Here is a 19,943-nt window from a genome sequence, read left to right on the forward strand (position 1 = left end):
GGCAGGTCACTGATTATTTCTGCTGAAGAAAGTCAAGTAACATGGGATTGACCTGATCAGCATGAGTCCAGTTGATGGCGTGCGGCCCGCCAGGAATGACAACCAGTTGACTGTTTTTAATCAGCTTTGGAAGTCTTGCTGCGGTGGACTCAAGCGGCAAAATTCGATCGCTATCTCCATGAATAATCAGAGTCGGTACATCAATGCGGGGCAGATCGTCGCGGAAATCGGTGAGCCAGGAAGGGACGCAATCCAAAGTCCCTTTAGCAGAAGCCCCGGCTGCCACATTCCAACTTGCCTGAATCGCCTCGTTACTAATACGATTGCCCAGCAGCACATCCACATTAAAGAATTCTCTGAAGAATGCAGAGAAGTAGGCTGGACGGTCTTCAACGATCGCTTTCATAATGCCATCAAAAACACTTTGATCAACACCCTCTGGATTGTCGTCTGTCTTTAACAGAAATGGTGGCACCGGAGCCATCAGCACGGCTTTCTGCACCCGCTCTAAGCCGTATTTGCCAAGATAACGTGTGACTTCGCCGGTTCCCATTGAGAAACCGACCAGCACGGTATTTTGCAAGTCAAGCTTGGTCATCAGTGTGTTCAAATCGGCGGCGAAGGTATCGTAGTCATAACCAAAGGAGGGTTGGCTGGAAGCACCGAATCCTCGGCGATCGTAGGTAATTACGCGATATCCTGCATTCAGTAAAACTAAAACCTGCTTCTCCCAGAAATGTCCGTTCAATGGAAATCCATGAATCAGTACAATCGGTTGTCCTGTCCCAAGATCTTCGTAGTAGAGATTGATGTTTGCAGAGTTTTCTTGACCAACGGTAATGTAAGGCATGAGAGGTTTCTCCGTTATAAATTGATGATGTGTTTTTGACTGTTGCATCACAATTGTGATGCAGCGATCGAGCACCGTCTTAACAATGCTGTGTTAAGCAGACTTCAAGATGGGGCAAGCATCCATTGCGTACCATCGCTTCAGAACGACAAGAATTCTTCATTGTTGCCTGAGCGCGATCGCCGCGTTTGCCGCCTCTAAGATGGCTTTAATTCTGCTTCGGTAGCTAGCGCGGTACGCACACCAGCATCGAGATTCATACGGTCTATAACGACCAGGTTCACCGGACGCAAATAACCTTTGCCACTCAATCAATCAATTTGGCACGTTCCGGTGCAGCGACTGGTTAGACTCACGGCGCATCTCACTGGTATGAATAAAGTGACTTATCCCTTCAAAGAGTTCAGGCACAATTGGCAGCGTTGGGTCAGAATAGGAAGCATTTTGCTGTTCAGGGTCTAATGAAACAGCTTTTAAGACGTGATTCATCCCCTCAATAATTCTAAGCTCCGCATCCGGCTTAGCCATTTTCAGGGCTTGCGCCTCACTGACAGGCACTTGGATATCAGTTGTTCCTTGAACAATTAGAACAGGGACAGTGAGACGCCTAATCTCTTGGGCAGGGGTATAGCGAAACCAGGAAATGAGGTAGGGTTGGATGCTCGATCTGTAGAGCGCGTTGAGTTCTGGTGGAATAGAGGTCACTCTATTCCCTTGCTCCAGAGCAGCAAGAATCTGCTCATTCTGTTGCCATAATGCATCTGGCAAGCTAGGTCGCAGTTGATCTCGTAAAAGTTGTGATGCAGTTTGGGCAGGTCCGGCGATTGATACAAAAGCATTTGCTCCGGTTTTTTGGGTCGCCAGCATTCCAATCAGAGAGCCTTCACTGTGACCAATTACTGTGACGCTTGAGAAACGAGAATCTGCCTGCAATTGCTGAATCCAAAGTGCAGCATCTTCAACATAGGTATCGAAACGCAAATCAGCTTCTTCAGGTCCTGCGGCTGCGCTTTCTCCAATCCCGCGCTTGTCATATCGGATCGAGGCAATGCCATGATCCGCTAATCCTTCAGCGAGGAGTTTGAGGCTATTATTCTGCCCAGCTAGAGAACTGTTTCCATTGCGATCGGTCGGACCTGAACCCGCAATGATCAGCACCGCTGGCTCTGGCACATTAGACGTTGGAATGATCTGTGTGCCATGGAGCGTGCCTGTTAACGTTGTAATGTGAACCTCGACAGGCGTTGAGGCTTGTGTCGTGTAACCCATAGATAGCAGCGATAAAGGTAGAGCGATTAGACAGGCAACCAGACTGACAGAACGGCGAGAATTGGGAGACATGGCATGGGGTGATCTATGTTGAATCCGTCAGATATTCTAATTTGATGAGATAAGGGAGTCTAACGACCCAAACTCAGCGACCCGGCCCGCGGTGACAGCGTGGATTGCAACCGGAGCGCGATCGCCGGGTTCGCTGCAGCGCCTTGTTAGGCAGCAAAATTACCGCGCACCCCGGCTGACGCGACGAAACCAGGCCCCACTTGCTGCTCCTGCTAAAGCGATTATGGAGTAAACCGCTAAAAAAACGACTCCAACAAGAATTAACGACTGGCCGGGCAGAACTGGAATAAAAAGCATATACGTCAGTTGACCAAGAACAATACCGGGATAGTGCGACCAAACATGTTTAGGCCGAGCAAAGCCAACGGTAAGGCCAACAATAAGAAGTGCTACAGAATAATAAAAACCTTCCGCATCCCACGCCTCGACCTGCCCGGTTAAAGATGGTGACAAGGCCCAAATCATTGCGCCGCCCACAAACGAGAACAAAAAATTTATCGCTAACTCTCTTTTCATTGGACCTTCTCGGTAATAAAGTGCTCGATATCTCAATGGACAAACAATCTGTAAGAAGATTTGAAATCGGTTTAAGAATTGATTGATTTTCTTAATTCCGATTAAGTCTATTCTTCACCCTCGCTGCCTAACGACGAAGCTCACCGGATGCAGATAACCTTGAAAACTCAACCGACCAAACTGTATCGTTCCGGTGCAGCGCATGATTAGGCGTCGTAGGCTGATGTAGCCAGCGTCTGAACTTTCGAGGAAACAAACAGTCGCCGCTACCTCCTCCAAGGTTGCGATCCGACGGATGGCGTGAAAATCCATCGCTTTCGCTGCTTCCGGCAATTTGTCGGCTGCGGTTGTTGCCATGTCCATCGGCATGATACCTGGCTGCACACAGTGACGTTGCGCGGACCAAGATCGCATTGGACACCTTTCGCATACCCTACGATCGCCGCTCCTAAACCGCAAGAACCACCCGTTACCAGTGCAACTTTGCCTGCAAGTGTTGTCGTCATGATGGACTCATTTAGATGTATTACTGCTCAATCAAACACTGCGTACTATCGGTACGCCCCTGAGAAACCAACGGCACGGAGAGTGATCGAGCGGATGATGCAGGTCGATCGCCACTTGGTCGCAACATTTCGCACTGCCGATCGACTATTGCGCTACATACCCGCCATCTACCATCAACGTTGCACCTGTTGTGAACGATGCCAGGTCAGATGATAAAAACAGGACTGCATTTGCAACTTCAAGCGGTGTGCCAACCCGCCCGATCGGGTGAAGTCCTGCCATGTAAGCTCTAACTTCATCCTGCCCACCTGTCGCTGCTTCAAACATATCTGTTTCGATCACCGCTGGTGCAACGACATTGATGCGAATCCCCGCTTTGGCATATTGAAGCGCAGCCGCTTTTGTCAAGCCTATTACTGCACTTTTACTCGCGGTGTAGAGGGGAAAGGTAGGAAATGCAACGACTCCATTCGCAGATGCCGTATTGACGATTGAACCACTTCCCTGTTTCAACATCTGAGCAATTTCATACTTCATCGACAACCAAATGCCTTTGACATTGAGGTTCATCGTGCGATCGTATTCCGCTTCTGTTTGCTCAATCAGCGAAGGATTTTCGCCAATCGTTCCTGCATTGTTAGAAGCAATATCTAATCGACCAAAAACGTCAACCGCTTTATCAACCATTGCTTGAACATCGGCTTCTTTCGTGACATCTGCTTGCACAAAAGTAGCCTCTCCGCCAGCTTCCTTGATCAATCGAACCGTTTCTTCACCTTCATCAATTCGACGACCCACCACCACCACCTTTGCTTGTTGTTGGGCATAAGCGATCGCGGTTGCACGACCAATTCCTGAAGTTCCGCCAGTGACTAACGCCACCTTGTCTTTAAGTATCATGATAGTTACCTCTTGTTGTGAATGGCTGTGTCACTTTGTCAAAAACTCAATGAGCAATACGTGTAGGAGCCAGCAATAAGAAGCGCCTCCTACAACCAGGATGAGTACGATCCTGGCTGCGTGCCCCATAAATCCAGTCCCGTCAGTTCCATGCCGATCAATACTGACCTACGGCGATCGGCAACTCACGTTCAATGGTTCGCAATCGTTGCGAAAAATCATTCAAGATACGTTGACGAACTGCATCTGTTTGGCGAACGGGGGCATAAACAATCTGCGGAGCAAGAACGTCAAAACCAACGAATTGCAGCATCCCTCGCTGAATTGGGCGCAGAATAGCATGGATATCACCGTTATAACCGCCTGCAAGATAGTCCTCTTCTGTGCTACCTGTGGTCAACGAGAGCATCGCTTGCTTACCTCGAAATTTGCCCGTTTCATAAATATGTCCATTACCGTAAACACGCCCCATAACAAAGACGCGATCGACCCACCCCTTTAAAATTGCAGGGACACTGAACCACCACAAAGGGAATTGCCAAATCATCAGATCGCACCATTCCAGTTTTTGGATCTCAGCTTCAATTTCTGGAATGAATCCTCCAACTTCAGTTGCATACATCTCTTCAAGTTGCTGCTTAAAGGAGTCAGGATCTTTGACAGACGTAAAGTTGCGGCGATCAGATGCAGGGTCAAATCTCATGGTATGAAGATCTGAATATTGAACATCATGCCCAGATTCTTTGAACGTGTCAATTGCTGTCTGAAACATTGCTCCGTTAAAGCTTTTCGACTCTGGGTGTGCAAGAACAATCAAAACTTTCATGTGAGTTATCTCGTTTTCTAAGTTTCTAAACTTTTGCTAGGGCTGGATAATCCAGATAGCCTTTTTCACCACGGGTATAGAACGTGGCTGGGTCAAGCGAGTTGCGATCCTGGTTGCAAAATGGCGGGTTTAGGCATTGATATTTGCTGGCTCCTACACTTAGTCGCGATCGATTAGTGTGTTTGAAGGTAAGTTGGGGTCGATCACCTTACGCGCACTGTCAACCCCCACGACGGGAAGTGTACCCGGATCGAGCAAGCCGACTTGAACCAATACACTTGCCTGATCCCAGTAAATGTGTTGGTGGGCTATTTTGCCGTCACGGAACCGAATAATCGCTACTACTGGCACTTCCACCCGTTTTCCGGTGGGAGCAACGCCGGGTAATATCCATTCCATCCAAACAGTATGAGTGAACTTAGCCACCATTTCATCCACGAGTTGATCCGTTCCGATCGTGCGCGAGATTGGGGTCAACTCCATGTCCGGCGGCATCTGTGGAATGAGGTATTTGGAATAAAACTCGCGCAGTGCTGGTTTCCCGACTCCCCCAATCATTACCGGGATGTGGTTAACGTGAGCATCTTCAACCATCGTAGCGAGGGCATCTTCAGTACTGTGAGTGCCAAACTCGTACTGTAAATGCTCTTCCCAAAGTGCTTGCAAAGACTCCTGGGCTGGTGTCAAATTGGTAGTTGCTTGTAAATTTGCTTGTCCGCCTACAGTTTGCTCTTTGACCATGATTAAATACTCCTGGTTCTATCTATATAAAGTGTCTTGAGTTCCAATGCTTGACTGCTTTCAGATTCTTGTGATGGTAGTGAATTTGTTTCAATGGACGTATAAGCATTCAGCGCCTTAAGGCAATGAAAAATCCCACGAATGCTGCTTCAGATTCTTGCCTAACTTAACTTCAATATAATGATTTTCAAGGCTCGATTCTTTCAGATTCTTATGGTGCTAGCGAATCTGCTTGGGGGTCTTTCCCGTGAATCACTTGAAGTACTGCGTCAAATGGCTTTGGCTGGAGAAGCCTGCTTGTAGGGCAATGTCTGCGCTAAGCGAAGCTATCCCAGAGGGTTATCACTAAAATCCGTTTTTACCCATTCAGCCAAACTTGCAGAGCCAATTTCATATCCGTTTTCTCTGTCTTGTTACCCTAGCCGAACTTGAGTTAAACCATGCCCGCATATTTCAATCGTCCAAGAGTGGCGACATTTGCATTCCAATCAGTTCAATGGAGCGCATCAGTTGGGTGTGGTTCATCTGCGCGTTGTCCATTTGAAAAGTTACTCTCGCAATGCCGCCGAGCGATTCGCTATGACGGCGGATTTTCTCTGCCACTTCTTCGGGACTGCCGACCGGTAACGCGCCGGTTGCGCCGCGCTGCGCGTCAAAAGCGGCACGCGGCACTCATGGCTTCAGAACTCTGCGCCGCTCATGGCGGCCATGAACGCCATCGGGTTCCAGTATTCGCGGTAGTTGACGATCAATCCATTCTTGAAAGTCATAAACGTGGCGTAGCTCATTTCATAGGGGTTGCCGTTGCTGATCACCCGGCCTGAGACGCTCCACTCGGCAATGGCCATGTTGGGGTCGTCGGTGGCGTTGATCTTTAGCGTGGGAGTACTTTGAATGTCGATGACGCTGGGATAGTTCTTCAAATACTCGTAGATGGCCGCGCGGCCGACCAGCTTCCTGGATGCCACGTCGGGCGCAAAGGGAAACTCGACCACAATGTCTTCGTCGCAGAGTTCAGCCCAGCCCTTGATGTCTTTGGCGAGGAAGGTGTCCAGACTGCGCTTGAACAGTTGCACTGCGGTCAGACCCGCAGGTGCGCCGGGATTGGTGATGGCGAGCGTGGCTTCGCTATGGAGGTGATCTTCTTGCATGTGATTTTGTCCAAGTTGAAGTTACAAATGTTGTCTTGCCCTGCGTGCGGCAATCTCGGGGCTATGGTTCAGTCCGGTTGTGTTGTTGTCGCTGCTCGGGTGCTCCGCTCAAGCCACCCATGCGGGTATTCATCACATAGGGACCAACGCCCAGCGGCTTCACAGTCGTGAAACCCAACGCGCGCTTATGGCCCGCAGCTAGGGCCATAAGCGATGAAATTTCGATGCTCGTCGGAGACTTCTTCTGCGCGATCAGATCTTGATGAAGTTGTGCGCAGCCAATGAACCAAACGGCAAAGACGCAATCGTGCCGCCAGCTTCCAGAGTGCCTAGATCCACAGGGAAGAAGCCCGTGCCGTCAATGATTTTTCGCACTTGGGTTTTGGCATCGGCGTCGTCACCTGAGTAGAACAGCACCCGCTGTCCACCAGACACTTTAGGCTCCTGCAATAGGTTCACCTCCAGATGATTAAAGGCTTTCACTACGCGTGCACCCGGTACGTATTGCTTGAACACCTCGCTGGAGAATTTGCCGCCTAGATCAACAGCCCTGATACCGTAGGCTGCCAGCGGATTGCTGGGGTCTTTGGCATCAGGTGAATCTGGGTCGAGGAATTCAACTGGGTTGGTGCTGTCAATGACGATGCGACCATTCCATGCAGGCAGGGCACTGAATACCTTCTCTGCATTGACCCAGCGCACAGCCGCAATGACGATGTCGGCGCTGGCGGCTTCGGCAACAGTGCCGGCCTTTATGGAGGGGCCCACTTCGGCCACAAAGTCAGCCAGCGATTCCGGTCCGCGGCTGTTGGCTATGGTGGCTGCAATGCCATTTTTTGCCAATATGCGCGCCAGGTTTGAGCCGAGTGCTCCTGAACCAATAATTCCGATACTCATATCGATGGTTGCAGAGTTTTCTTGACCAAGGGTAATGTCAGACATGAGAGGTTTCTCCTTTGTAAATCGATGATGTGTTTTTGTCTGTTGCATCACAATTGTTATGCAGCGATCGAGCACCGTCTTAACAATGCTGCGTTAAGCAGACTTCAAGATGGGGCAAGCATCCATTGCTTACCGTCACTTCAGAACGACAAGAATCCTTCATTGTTGCCTGAGCGCGATCGCCGCTTTTGCCGCTCCTAAGATTGCTTTATTGTGGTCTGACGTCTGAATTTTTCCTCTGCTCAACTTGAGCATAACGAGTTCCAGGACTCAATTTCTTCCAGATTCTTACGATGCCTTATCAGATTCTTAAGTTGTTAGCGAATCTGCTTTGGGGTCAGTCCAGTGAGGCGCTTAAACTGTTGCGGTAGATGGCTTTGACTAGAGAAGCCGACTGTAGGGCGATATCTGCGATCGCCAAATTCGTTTTCGACAGCATCCTTTTTGCCTGCTCCACGCGCTGTCGAATCACGTACTGGTGGGGCGAAATTCCCATTGTTTGCTTAAACAAACTCGCAAAATAAGTTGGGCTGATGTTTACAACACTTGCCAGTTCTGCCAAGGATAACTCTCGATTCAGATAAGTAATGTAATCGATCGCCTGCTGCAACTGGGTACGAGTGAAGCTGCTGTTTTGAGCTGCGATCGGTTGCGTTGAAGTCGAATACTGTCGTAGTAAATGAATCACCAGAATTTGAGTGAGTGATTCGACATACAATTTCCCCATTATCCCGCCCGATCGCAACTCAGCGAACATCAGCATGCCAAACGGTGTAACACTGCTCTGGCTTGCTCTAGAGGATATAGCAGCAAACCAGATAACACCGTCGCGAGCGGATGAAGGCGATACTCCAGGGAAACGACGACTTCAAAGTTGCCTCCTCCTCCACGCAGTCCCCAAAGTAGATCCGGATGCTTCTCGGCATTTGCGGTCACAAGCTGCCCGTCGGCAGTTACCACTTGTGCTGACAGCAGGTTATCGGCACCCAGTCCATAAGCACCCATCAGAGGACCATAGCCTCCCCCCAAAGAATCCAGCCATCTCAACGCTGGAAATGGTTCCCGTAGCTGTCGCCAACCCATAGTTCTGTACTGCCTCAATCAGGTCGCCAGCCGTGGCTCCACCTTGAACATGGGCTGTGTGCTTATCCGGATTAATGGTGACGGCTCTCATCTGGGACAAATCGATCGCGACGCCATTCTTCAGACAAAGCTCGTCCGACAAAATCGTGTCCTCCACCTCGAACAGAGAGACCCACCCCCTGTGCGCGTGTCCAGCGAACCGTGTGAATGACATCTTGCACACTTAGACAACGAGCGATCGCCGCTCAAAGTACTAACTCAAGCGATCTGCCAGCGATTTTGCCGCGATCTCGTTCAGGTCAGCCACCGTTTGCTGCGGAAGTTGCAGCGCCGCAGCTTTGACATTCTGACGTAAATGCTCAACCGATGACGTGCCGGGAATCAGCAAGATATTGGGAGTGCGCTGAAGTAACCATGCCAGCGCTACTTGCATCGGTGTCGCGTCTAAAGACTTGGCGGTGCTTTCAAGTACCGAAGATTGTAGCTGCGTGAACCCACCTAGCGGGAAGAACGGCACATAAGCGATGCCCTGCTGTGCGAGATCGTCGATGAAAGCATCATCTTCCCGGTGTGCCACATTGTACTGGTTTTGCACACAGACAATTTCCGTGATCGTTTGCGCCTCTGCCAACTGTGTAGGCGTGACATTGCTCAAACCGAGGTGACGGATTAATCCCTGCTTCTTAAGTTCGGCTAAGGTCGTTAGCGGCTCGGCGAGAGAACCCTCCGATAGTCCGTGACCGTCACCCATGTCACCCATCAAGCGAAGATTGACGACATCGATCGCATCGAGTCCGAGGTTACGCAGGTTGTCGTGAATTGCCTCAGTCAGATCCTGCCGCGACATCGCGGGAACCCATGATCCATCTTCAGGACGACGTGCTCCAGCCTTGGTTACAATCACCAAATCTTCGGGGTAGGGATGTAGCGCTTGTCGAATAATCTGATTTGTGATGTGAGGTCCGTAGATGTCGCTCGTATCTATGTGATTAATGCCAAGTGCGATCGCTTCGCGCAAAATAGCAACGGCTGCATCCACATCTCGTGGCGCACCCATTACATTGGGACCCGCGAGTTGCATAGCACCATAGCCGATGCGCTTTACTGTGATTGAGGTGTTCGGCAGCGTAAAAGTGCCGCCAAGGTTTGTTTGCTCAGACATATTGCTACTTTCTCCAAGAATTTTTTAGTGATTTAACGAAAGCAATGCAGCATCTCCCTGACTCCTTGAGGACCCTCTTGAGATGCTTTCATCCTGTACAGGATTTGTTGAGAGTAGAGTTGTTGTAAAAGCTGGTCTAATTTTCTGTAAACTTCAGCACAATTTTGCCCCGTGTTCCTCCCTGCTCTAGACGCTGATGTGCCTGAACGACCTGATCCCAAGAAAATACTGAATCAATCACTGGGCGAAGCTGATGACGCTCGATGAGTTTTGTCAAAGCCTCTAATTTTGCTCGGTACTGGGGTGACAAAACAAAATGAATTGTCAGATTCTTTCCCCATGCTTCAAGAAGCGATTGCGGTATTGCAATGTCTACGATGCTTGTAAGCCTACCAAAGGGACGAATGATTTCTAGACTACGCTGAATTGTTTCTCCGCCGATCGTATCTAGAACTAACTCCACACCCAATCCATTTGTTTCTTGACGAATGACTTCTACGTAATCTTCATTTTTGTAATCAATCACTCGATCTGCGCCCAGTTCTGTCACGAAATCTCGGTTGCTAGAACTGCACGTCGCAAAAACGTATGCCCCGATCGCTTTGGCGAGTTGAACTGCGATCGAACCCACCCCACCCGCACCCGCATGGATGAGCGCTGTTTCACCAACTTGTAGATTGCCCCTAGTCACTAGACAATCCCAAGCCGTTCCGCCTGCAAGCGGAAAACAAGCTGCTTCAACGTGCGATAGATTTGCAGGTTTCAAGGCAACAATCGCTGCATCAGCCACATGATACTGAGCGTAGCTACCAAATTCTCCAAAAATTTGCGGTGAGTAATACACTTCATCTCCCACCTTGAAGTCGGTTACGGCTTCGCCAACTGCCTCAATCACCCCTGAAACATCAACTCCAAGGATGGCGGGTAATTGAACCAGTTCCTTGTAATCACCACGACGAGTTTGGTAATCGACCGGGTTAATCGAGGTTGCACAAACTCTGACTAACACCTGATGCGCCTTAATTGTTGGTGTGGGAACCGTTTGAATCTCAAACTTCTCAGCATCACCAAACGCAGTTAATACGGCTGCTTTCATAGATTCCACCTGAGCCAACTCTCCTTGATTTAGAATAAACAGTGCCGTTGTACAAACCGACCTTCACACTACCAGCGCTCGACTGTTCAGAACATCGTGTGATCGTTAGCCGACGCTTCCGGGATGGTTTGTAGCACGTCCCAATGCTCGACTATCTTGCCTTTATCATTTAGACGGAAAATGTCGATGCTTGCCCAGTCGTTGTCGCCCGGCCATTGCTGGTAGCAATGCAAGACTATATAGTCGCCTTCAGCAAAGACGCGCTAAAACTGGACGCACTTGCCCGGATAGTCTTTCGCCATCCTCTCGAAATATTCGATGAAAGCCTGCTTCCCGTCGGCCACGGCTAGGTTGTGCTGGATGTACACATCGCCGACATATTTCTCGATGGCTTTTGCGGGCTGACGCTGATTGAACATCAGGTCATAAAATGTTGTGACCGTCTGTTTGTTCTGCTCAAGTTTATCCGTCATCCGTTCCACACCTCACATTACCCAAATCGCCCAACGGCTCAAATCAGCGGCGGTAAAGAAACTCGAACGCAGCACTAGCGGCTTGAAACCGTCTGCTAAACTGACCAACCACGATACTTGTTCTAATGAAGATTGAATCACCTTGATTTAGACGAAATCTTCCATAATCAGAGAGTGATTTAAGCCGCTAGCAGCAACGCTACCCTGAAAAACAGCAGCGGCGATCACTTGCATGGGTGAAGTGATGTCACCTGCCGCATAAACACCTTTGACGCTAGTTTCGTTAAAAACATTGGTCGTCTTGATTAAATTGAATTCATTCAACTCACAGCCTAACTTTTCAGCTAGGTTTGAATGGAGTGTTTGCTTTAGTCGGATCAATATTCCGCGACGCGCAATTTTCTCATTTGCCTCAAAAACAATGTTTTCTAATTGTCCGTTATCGCCCTCGAGTCGGATGATTTTCTCTTCACGAACAAGGATTTTGTGGTTTTCCAACAGTGTCCTTTGATCAGCGGTTAGATCGGCTTTGCCGTTGGTACAGAGGACTAAATCAGCACTCCAATTTTTCAGCAATGCCGCCATTTCGATGCCCGTTTCGCCATTTCCAACAATGGCAAGCGGCTCGTCGCGCACTTCCCATGCATGGCAATAGGGGCAATGAAATACGCTTTTTCCCCAGAAGTCACCAAAGTTTTCGAGAGCTGGAAACTCATCCATTACCCCGAAAGCCAGCAAAATTTTGCGCGTTTTTTTTACCGTGCCATCCTCAAACACAACTTCAAATTGATTGCCGGATGGGTTAATTTCCTTGACCCCGATCGCTTGAAATTCAACGCTTTTATAAGGTTTGAGCTGGTTGCGCCCAATGCTCAAAAGTTCATGCGGACTGATGCCATCGCGGGTGAAAAAGCTGTGCGACTCGTGTGCGGCAGCGTTACGCGGATTCCCTTCGTCGCAGACTAACACGCGACGGCGACTTCTGCCTAAAACCAGTGCCGCACTGAGTCCAGCGGAACCGCCACCGACAATGACACACTCGTAAAGCTCTTTGTTTTGGTTCATTATATTTTTCTGTTCTCCAACTGAATAGACAGTCACTCTAAACTCATACACTCCGCTCTAACTTGGATTTCGCTGAAGAGCCGATCGCGTTGTGTTGATCTGAAGTGTACTGAGTTTCAATACTTGATTTCTTCCAGATTCTTATGGTGAAGCGCGAGTTCGTTGCGTTAGCATCCGATTTAGATACTAATGTTCAGAATTCACTTGCCATGTCATCACAATGATTTCTGCAAACACTAAGACAACTAATAGCCTCAAAAACGCTCGTAAAATGGCTTCCATCGTCCAGTTTTAACTCTAAATATCCCAGATCATCCAAACAATGTTCACTCCAATCACCAACCAGGGTAGAATTACCGCTGAATTCCGTCTGCGATAGAAGCGGATCGTCGTCTCGCGCCAAAATGGGAAGGTGCTGAGGAGGCAAACAATGTAGGAGACTCCTGCACTTCCTCGACACCGAAGCTTAATTGCTGAATGCTTGATTCGTCTATCGATTTTTGATTGTTTTCAGAAAACCAAGATAATTCGATGCTGCTTCCTGAGCGTTTTCGATCAGCAGCAAATGTCCTGCTTTGGGTAATTGAATAATTTGATTCCCTGGAAGACAGCGATATGAGCGATCGACATCCCGAATATCATAGATTTTGTCTTCCTGACCCCAAATTGCCAGGGTCGGAACCCAACTGTGAGGCAGCTGACAAAGCACATCATCATAAAGATTCACAATGTCCCAAGTCTGCTGATAATTTCGATTACGATTCACATAATCGTTTACTTTCTCGGTTTTGACCTCATCCGGAATCGTAGGAGGTGTCACGAAAAGCAGACTAATTTCTAAATCGAACTGCTCTTTGGTAATCGGAATAAAGGGATTGATACCCTCAATGATCGATTTCCTGACGCTAGCTGCCCAATTCGTTACGCCTAGCGGTGAACCGATAAAGGCAAGGCTGCGAACTTGGTTGGGATAAAGCTGGCTGTAAAGGGCTGCGATCGTGCCCCCCATCGAGCTACCTGCAACATCAAGGGATTGAATCTTTAGCTGCTCGACAAACTGGTGCAGGAGGACTACCTGATTCTCTAGCGCATAGTCTTTCACGGTAAATCCAGTACTCTTGGCATAACCGGGTAGATCGGGTGCGATCGCTTGATAGCCTGCTCTAGCCAACTCGCACATCATGCCATTCCACTGCTCTTTCTCGGCAAATAATCCATGCAGCAGTAAAATCGGCTGTCCTGTCCCTGCTTGATTATAGGAAAGCGTTCCACTCCCGATTTGGGTAGAGCGAGTTGCGATGTCACAAGTTGAAGCAGGAGTTGCGCGATTCAGCCAACCAGAGCCAACAAGCACACTGACAACCAGAACGATGATAACTAACAGGCAATGTGCAACTTTCAATAAGGAAAATTCCACCGTATGCTTCTGGTAAGCAATTATGCCAGAACAGAAGGTGAAAAAAAAGTTTGATATCGAAGAGTTTATCATTGCTGTTTTCTGCTGTGTGGATGAGCTTAAAAACAGGACTGCATTTGCAACTTCAAGCGGTGTTCCAGCTCGTCTCTCTGTCTTGTTACCCTAGCGGAACTTGAGCTGAACCATGCCCGCACGTTTTAATCGTTCAAGAGTGGCGACATTTGCGTTCCAATCAGTTCAATGGAGCGCATCAGTTGGGCGTGGTTCATCTGCGCGTTGTCCATTTGAAACGTTACTCTCGAAATGCCGCCGAGCGATTCGCTGTGACGGCGGATTTTCTCCGCCACTTCTTCAGGACTGCCGACCAGTAACGCGCCGGTCGCGCCGCGCTGCGCGTCAAAAGCGGCGCGCGTAACGGGCGGCCAGCCTCTCTCTCTGCCAATTCTAGTGAAGGTTTCGGCGTAGCCTGGAAAGAACTCTTCAACGGCTTGTTCAGTCGTGTCGGCGACATAACCGATTGAATGCAATGAAACTTTCAATGTTTCGGGCGCGTGTCCGGCGTACTCTCCGGCATCGCGGTATAAATCTATGAGCGAGCGAAAGCGATGCGTTTCGCCGCCGATAATGGCGACCACGAGTGGCAGTCCAAGCATTCCGGCGCGGCGGAAAGATTGCGGCGTACCGCCGACCCCGATCCAGATGGGAAACGGCTTTTGCAGCGGACGCGGATAAATTGCTTGGTTTTCCAGCGCGGGGCGAAATTTGCCCGACCAATCGACCGTTTCATTGTCCCGAATTTTGAGCAAGAGTTCGAGCTTTTCAGCAAAAATCTCATCGTAATCGCCGAGACTAAATCCAAATAGCGGAAAAGCTTCGGTGAAAGAGCCGCGCCCGACAACCATTTCGGCGCGACCTTTTGAAATCAAATCGAGCGTGGCGAATTGTTGAAACACACGCACCGGGTCAGCCGCGCTCAGCACCGTAACCGCGCTGGTTAGACGGATGCGCTCGGTGCGTGCGGCGGCAGCGGCGAGAATAACCGCGTTTGCCGAATCTAAAAATTCATGCCGATGATGCTCGCCGATACCGAAGATATCCAAGCCGGAACGATCCGCCTGCTCTATTCTCTCCAGCAGTTCGGCGACAGACTGCGTAGCATCCGCCGTTTCACCATTTTCACTCGTTCCAACCGAGGCAAAACTGTCAATTCCAACTTCCATATCATTTCCCAAGCGTTTTGCGAATGAAATAGACTTAATCCGAAATAGTAGAAAGCCTTGCTGTACGAGTTAAGCTGCTGTTCTCTCGCTCAGCAAAAACGCCTAACCATCTTCAACTCAGAGGGGTCACGCTACTACCGCGATCTGAATTATCAGGGAGCGGAATGAATTCAGTTTCACCGGGCACCGCCGGGAAGCGGCGGTCTTGCCAATCTCGTTTTGCCTGCTCGATACGTGCTGAGCGGCTCGACACAAAGTTCCAGTACTTTGTGCGATCGCCCACTGGTGCCCCGCCGATAATCATTGCTTTTGCCTCAGCCTCCGCCCGGATATCTACTGATTCATCCGGCGCTAAAACGGCTAAACGATATGGCTCTAAAGGCTCTCCATTTACGAATAGGCCAGATGTGACGCTATAAACGGCCCTTTCTAAACCTTCCGTTGGCGCTAGCTGAAATTGACTACCCTCTGTGAAAACGAGCGCTAGGTAAAGAGTAGCAGAGTAGGTTTTAACGGGTGATTGGTGAGATTGGTAGTTACCGGCGATCAAGGTTGCGCTGGTTCCTGTTTGAATCCACCTCGGTAAATCAGTCGCCGGATAATGTGAAAAGCTGGGTTCAGCTTCTTCAGCGCTTTCGGGGAGGGCAATCCAGGTCTGAATGCCGTGAAGAGTAGATTCTTTCTCTCTAAAGCTCTCGGGCGATCGCTCAGAATGAACAATACCTTTGCCCGCTGTCATCCAGTTCACCTCACCCGGAAAAATCTCTTGTACTGTACCTAGACTATCTCTATGCAGAAGGCTTCCTTCAAACAAATAGGTAACCGTCGCCAAATTGATGTGTGGATGGGGTCTAACATCGACGCCTTCCCCAGCCGGGAAAACAGCTGGGCCTAAGTGATCAAAGAAGATGAACGGTCCAACCATTTTTAGGGTTTCACTCGGTAAGATTCGCTGTACACTAAACCCACCTAAATTGTGCTTTTCAGGCGTGATTAATTGCTGAATACTCATTTTTGTATGATCCATTCTTAGTTGACTTTGTGGACGAAGATACAATCTTATTTCTGTTTCATAAGATTGATCACTGAAATACTTTCGAGCTTCTGCCGGTCGAATGAAGTCTGCGTCTTTATCACATCAACGCCTTCAGTCCGATGTGATAGGGGTTGGCTGGAAGCACCGAATCCTCGGCGATCGTAGGTGATAACCCGATACCCTTCTTTGAGCAGCACCGCCACCTAGGCATGAGAGTCTCCTATTTTGTGAATGGGCCGGGCGTATCTGATAGTCGGGGAATGGCACAATGTAGTTTCTATTCAGAAGGTCGGCAAGTCATGATCCCTTCCTTTTGAGTATTAGCATTGGGATTACTGCCCATCGCTCGAACCGCGATCGTGGGTTCATAGCCAAGCTAACAACGCACCAAGACCGTATCTTCAGATTGAGTCACATACAGCACATAAACGGGTCTACCCCCTAACACAGCAGGAACAAGGTTGGGAGGTGCGGGGGCTGTTGCAATCAGTGTTGACTGATTCGCCGGGTATATATCTGGTGTCTCCGCCGGAGTAGGCTTTATTTGGAGCGATTGCAAACTGATCAGGACTAATGCTGTGGAAATGACTAGTGAAATCAAGAATTGAGCGGATAGTTTGAACATAACTCAGAGGTTTTAGTTGAGATTTACCCGAAAGAGAAAGAATGTCAGAGAGAAAGGTGGCGATCGCAGAATTTGCAGATGAATTCTTATTCGTCAGAATCACCTATTTCTAAATAGGCTAAATGGGCAGGTTTTTCACGTGGTGCTTAGCCATTAGTTTTTTTCGAGTGCGGCTTGCTTTAATTGAATCGACTGCTTTTTCGCCAATCATGATCGTTGGTGCGTTCGTATTGCCTGTAGTAATTGTTGGCATGATAGAAACATCCACGACCCGCAAGCCTTCAATTCCATGCCCTCGCGGTGGTTGTGTCGCAAAAAATTCCTGAAGCGCTATCTGTAGAGTTACAACACGTGCAGTTCAACTCCATGTGTAGCATTTCTAATTTTTTTGCGATACAACCGAACGTATCCATGAACGCTTAGGAACCTTTGGAAGTTCCCGTCCAAGGCAAGATTTGCTTCAGTTCAGGGTTGTCGAAATGCCGATCGACTACTGCGCTACAAACCCACCATCTACCAGCAATGTTGCACCTGTTGTGAACGATGCCATCTCAGATGATAAAAACAGGACTGCATTTGCAACTTCAAGCGGTGTGCCAACTCGTCCGATCGGGTGAAGTCCTGTCAAGTAAGCTTTGGCTTCATCTGTAACTGCTTCAAACATATCTGTTTGGATTGCCCCTGGTGCAACGACATTGATGCGAATACCTGCTTTGGCATATTGGAGTGCAGCAGCTTTTGTTAAGCCTACTACTGCATGTTTACTCGCGGTGTAGAGGAGTATGTTAGGAAGTGCAACGACTCCAACCACAGATGCCATATTAACGATCGCACCACTTCCCTGTTTCAACATCTGAGCAATTTCATATTTCATCGACAACCAAACACCTTTGACATTGACGTTCATCGCGCGGTCATATTCCGCTTCTGTTTGCTCAATCAATGAGGGGTTTTCGCCGCCCATTCCTGCATTATTAAAGGCAATATCCAACCGACCAAAAACGCCAACCGCTTTATCAACCATTGCTTCAACATCGGCTTCTTTCGTGACATCTGCTTGCACAAAAATCGCCTCTCCGCCAGCTTCCTTGATCAATCGAACCGTTTCTTCACCTTCATCAATTCGACGACCCACCACCACCACCTTTGCTTGTTGTTGGGCATAAGCGATCGCGGTTGCACGGCCAATTCCTGAAGTTCCGCCAGTGACTAACGCCACTTTATCTTGCAGTATCATTCTATTTCTCCTGTTCTATTTTCATACAGCATGTTGATCTCCGGCGTTGCTTCCTGTCCGTTTGTCGGGGTGTTCTGCGCTGTGGACTTCATGTAGGCGGAGGCGAAATAGGTGGTAAAGAGTAGCGCGATCGCGAAAAGGGTTGTGCGGCGCATTGGTATCTTTTGAAATGAGAGTCGAAATCCAAAGAGGTTGAATTCCAGTACTTATCGTCGTGATTTTGCAGTTTTGAACATGGCATTTACCTACGGAAGGATTCCGTCTTTTTGCAATTGCTTTTGGAGCGTTTTCGGCAGGCTTTTAATATTGCAATGTCTTGGAGAACTACCCTCATAGCGCCAGGACTGAATTTCACTAGAGCGATCAAACTCGACATCAATCTCACAGAAATCACGATCGACAATCGTGTTGCCTCCGCTAATTATCGTAGTTGTCTCGCCTCGATCGTTCTGAAACTCATTCACAGAGGTTGCCTGATTAAACTCCCGTTCTCGATCCGTTCTGTAGGAATAAATTGTGTTTCCATTGGGTAACGTGAGCGTTGTCGTGGGTGTACCATATCTGCGAACAAACTCATTGATATCCCGACCAATCCAACTGTTCATTGTGCTATTCAATTGTTCTTCCGCTCGTCGATCGTCGCACCCGAACAAGCTCACGCTTGCTAAAATTAGCAGCATCGAAATCCAAGTCTTCATATTCATCCCTCTGTGTTGAAAGTTTTCATGTGCGATCGTTCATTTCAGTCGCAGTAAAACCAGGTCAAAGGACACAATCGATTATTCGTGCAGTCGTTTAAAAGGAGAGTCAATCGCGTTGTGTTATCTGAAGTGTACTGAGATTCAATGCTTGATTTCTTTCAGATTCTTATGGTGAAGAGCAAGTTCGTCTCAGTATCATCCGATTTAGCCATCAAATTTTCAGAATTTACTTGCCATGTAATCACAATGATTTCCGCAAACACCAAGACAACTAATAGCTGCGAAAACGCTCGTAAAATGGCTTCCATTGTCCAGTTCTGACTCTGAGCCTCCCAGATCATCACAACAATGTTCACTCCAATCACCAACCAGGTAGAATGACCACTGAATTCCGTCTACGATAGAAGCGGATCGTCGTCTCCCGCCAAAATGGGAAAGTGCTTAGAATACAAGCAATGCAGGAGGCTCCTGCACTGCTGAACAAGCTTCTTTGAAGACAAGGCAGGTTTGGGTATCCAAGCGCGATTGCCGTCAGACAAACTCCTAGCGCGAGATACAGGAAAGTAAACAAGGTAAATCGTTTCTTTTTTTCTCCAATAGAGCTTATTCTCTGTACCAGAGGCATTGCTGAATTAAGGGATGAACCTGGTAGGGACTGGAACATCCCCGAACTTGAGGTAGTGAAGTAACAGTCGGACGGAGTGAGCTAGCATGTCTACGGACTTGGAGTAGCAAAGTGTCTTGCGGTGCAGTCGAGCCAGATAGTGACGCAATCGTGTGTTTTCGCCTTCCACCCGAGTCATGTAGGTCTTGGAGACAATGTGATCACCTTCTGGAATGAAACCGGGATACACTGACCAGCCATCGGTAACGTAGAAATAGCAGTTCCAGGCGGCCACGATAGACCAGAGTGGGGCAAAGGTTTCAGCACTATGGTCACCCAGTACCCAGCCTAAAATCCCTTTTTTGAAGTGGTCAACGGCTGTCCACAGCCAAATCTTGTTTTTTTGAGCCGACAAAGGTTTCTAACTCGTCACGTTCGCCGACCTCTGGC

The 19,943-nt window shown here is 48.7% G+C and carries 20 protein-coding genes and 4 pseudogenes; 1 reads left to right on the top strand and 23 read right to left on the bottom strand.

What is annotated here, in order from left to right; all coding sequences use genetic code 11:
* Nucleotides 1–13: 13 nt before the first annotated feature.
* From H6F57_RS26730 to H6F57_RS26815, 17 genes and pseudogenes are all read right to left on the bottom strand, one after another.
* Nucleotides 14–850, bottom strand: coding sequence for an alpha/beta hydrolase (locus H6F57_RS26730; RefSeq protein WP_190632096.1), 837 nt, complete (start codon nt 848–850; stop codon nt 14–16).
* Between the two features lie 315 nt (nt 851–1,165).
* Nucleotides 1,166–2,191, bottom strand: coding sequence for an alpha/beta fold hydrolase (locus H6F57_RS26735; RefSeq protein ID WP_199290046.1), 1,026 nt, complete (start codon nt 2,189–2,191; stop codon nt 1,166–1,168).
* 159 nt (nt 2,192–2,350) lie between these two features.
* A complete protein-coding gene (locus H6F57_RS26740; RefSeq protein ID WP_190632097.1) occupies nt 2,351–2,707 on the bottom strand; it encodes a hypothetical protein in 357 nt (118 codons plus the stop codon).
* 219 nt (nt 2,708–2,926) lie between these two features.
* Nucleotides 2,927–3,153 (bottom strand): annotated as a pseudogene (locus tag H6F57_RS28545) (SDR family oxidoreductase); the annotation flags it as partial.
* Between the two features lie 205 nt (nt 3,154–3,358).
* Nucleotides 3,359–4,114, bottom strand: coding sequence for an SDR family oxidoreductase (locus H6F57_RS26750; protein ID WP_190632098.1), 756 nt, complete (start codon nt 4,112–4,114; stop codon nt 3,359–3,361).
* Nucleotides 4,115–4,271: 157 nt separating this feature from the next.
* The gene (locus H6F57_RS26755; protein WP_190632099.1) at nt 4,272–4,940 is read right to left on the bottom strand and encodes an NAD(P)H-dependent oxidoreductase; all 669 of its coding nucleotides are present in this window, start codon (nt 4,938–4,940) and stop codon (nt 4,272–4,274) included.
* 159 nt (nt 4,941–5,099) lie between these two features.
* Nucleotides 5,100–5,681, bottom strand: coding sequence for a nuclear transport factor 2 family protein (locus H6F57_RS26760; protein ID WP_190632100.1), 582 nt, complete (start codon nt 5,679–5,681; stop codon nt 5,100–5,102).
* A gap of 453 nt (nt 5,682–6,134) precedes the next feature.
* A complete protein-coding gene (locus tag H6F57_RS26765) occupies nt 6,135–6,353 on the bottom strand; it encodes a hypothetical protein (protein WP_190632102.1) in 219 nt (72 codons plus the stop codon).
* A gap of 8 nt (nt 6,354–6,361) precedes the next feature.
* Nucleotides 6,362–6,832 carry a nuclear transport factor 2 family protein gene (locus tag H6F57_RS26770; protein WP_190632104.1) on the bottom strand — a complete coding sequence of 157 codons (471 nt, stop codon included), beginning with the start codon at nt 6,830–6,832 and terminating at the stop codon, nt 6,362–6,364.
* Nucleotides 6,833–7,084: 252 nt separating this feature from the next.
* Nucleotides 7,085–7,729, bottom strand: coding sequence for an NAD(P)-binding domain-containing protein (locus H6F57_RS26775; protein ID WP_190632134.1), 645 nt, complete (start codon nt 7,727–7,729; stop codon nt 7,085–7,087).
* Nucleotides 7,730–8,111: 382 nt separating this feature from the next.
* A complete protein-coding gene (locus H6F57_RS26780) occupies nt 8,112–8,537 on the bottom strand; it encodes an AraC family transcriptional regulator (RefSeq protein WP_199290049.1) in 426 nt (141 codons plus the stop codon).
* Between the two features lie 213 nt (nt 8,538–8,750).
* Complete coding sequence (locus H6F57_RS28550) at nt 8,751–9,071, bottom strand: FAD-binding protein (protein WP_347279990.1); 321 nt, start codon at nt 9,069–9,071, stop codon at nt 8,751–8,753.
* A gap of 39 nt (nt 9,072–9,110) precedes the next feature.
* Nucleotides 9,111–10,019, bottom strand: a complete 909-nt coding sequence (locus tag H6F57_RS26795) for an aldo/keto reductase family oxidoreductase (protein ID WP_190632108.1) — start codon at nt 10,017–10,019, stop codon at nt 9,111–9,113.
* 136 nt (nt 10,020–10,155) lie between these two features.
* The gene (locus H6F57_RS26800) at nt 10,156–11,124 is read right to left on the bottom strand and encodes a zinc-binding dehydrogenase (protein ID WP_190632136.1); all 969 of its coding nucleotides are present in this window, start codon (nt 11,122–11,124) and stop codon (nt 10,156–10,158) included.
* A gap of 77 nt (nt 11,125–11,201) precedes the next feature.
* Nucleotides 11,202–11,588 (bottom strand): annotated as a pseudogene (locus H6F57_RS28555) (nuclear transport factor 2 family protein).
* A 147-nt stretch (nt 11,589–11,735) separates the two neighbouring features.
* Nucleotides 11,736–12,689, bottom strand: coding sequence for an NAD(P)/FAD-dependent oxidoreductase (locus H6F57_RS26810; RefSeq protein WP_199294952.1), 954 nt, complete (start codon nt 12,687–12,689; stop codon nt 11,736–11,738).
* Between the two features lie 454 nt (nt 12,690–13,143).
* Nucleotides 13,144–14,070 (bottom strand): alpha/beta hydrolase, encoded by a 927-nt coding sequence (locus H6F57_RS26815; protein ID WP_199294954.1) that lies wholly within the window; start codon nt 14,068–14,070, stop codon nt 13,144–13,146.
* Between the two features lie 22 nt (nt 14,071–14,092).
* On the opposite strand from H6F57_RS26815, the gene H6F57_RS26820 reads away from it, so the two are divergent.
* Entirely contained in the window at nt 14,093–14,236 is a 144-nt protein-coding gene (locus H6F57_RS26820) for a hypothetical protein (protein WP_190632142.1), read from the top strand.
* A gap of 31 nt (nt 14,237–14,267) precedes the next feature.
* Here H6F57_RS26820 and H6F57_RS26825 read toward each other — a convergent pair whose 3' ends face one another.
* The 6 genes and pseudogenes from H6F57_RS26825 to H6F57_RS26850 all read right to left on the bottom strand — a co-directional run.
* A complete protein-coding gene (locus H6F57_RS26825; protein ID WP_190632112.1) occupies nt 14,268–15,290 on the bottom strand; it encodes an LLM class flavin-dependent oxidoreductase in 1,023 nt (340 codons plus the stop codon).
* A 112-nt stretch (nt 15,291–15,402) separates the two neighbouring features.
* The gene (locus tag H6F57_RS26830; protein WP_190632140.1) at nt 15,403–16,302 is read right to left on the bottom strand and encodes a pirin family protein; all 900 of its coding nucleotides are present in this window, start codon (nt 16,300–16,302) and stop codon (nt 15,403–15,405) included.
* Nucleotides 16,303–17,037: 735 nt separating this feature from the next.
* Nucleotides 17,038–17,249 (bottom strand): annotated as a pseudogene (locus tag H6F57_RS26835) (GMC oxidoreductase); the annotation flags it as partial.
* 192 nt (nt 17,250–17,441) lie between these two features.
* Nucleotides 17,442–18,188 (bottom strand): SDR family oxidoreductase, encoded by a 747-nt coding sequence (locus H6F57_RS26840; protein ID WP_190632114.1) that lies wholly within the window; start codon nt 18,186–18,188, stop codon nt 17,442–17,444.
* A gap of 245 nt (nt 18,189–18,433) precedes the next feature.
* Nucleotides 18,434–18,886, bottom strand: a complete 453-nt coding sequence (locus tag H6F57_RS26845; RefSeq protein ID WP_190632118.1) for a hypothetical protein — start codon at nt 18,884–18,886, stop codon at nt 18,434–18,436.
* Between the two features lie 635 nt (nt 18,887–19,521).
* Nucleotides 19,522–19,943 (bottom strand): annotated as a pseudogene (locus tag H6F57_RS26850) (IS1 family transposase); the annotation flags it as partial.

It is taken from the genome of Leptolyngbya sp. FACHB-60, assembly GCF_014695775.1.
Classification (GTDB): Bacteria; Cyanobacteriota; Cyanobacteriia; order Phormidesmidales; family Phormidesmidaceae; genus Nodosilinea.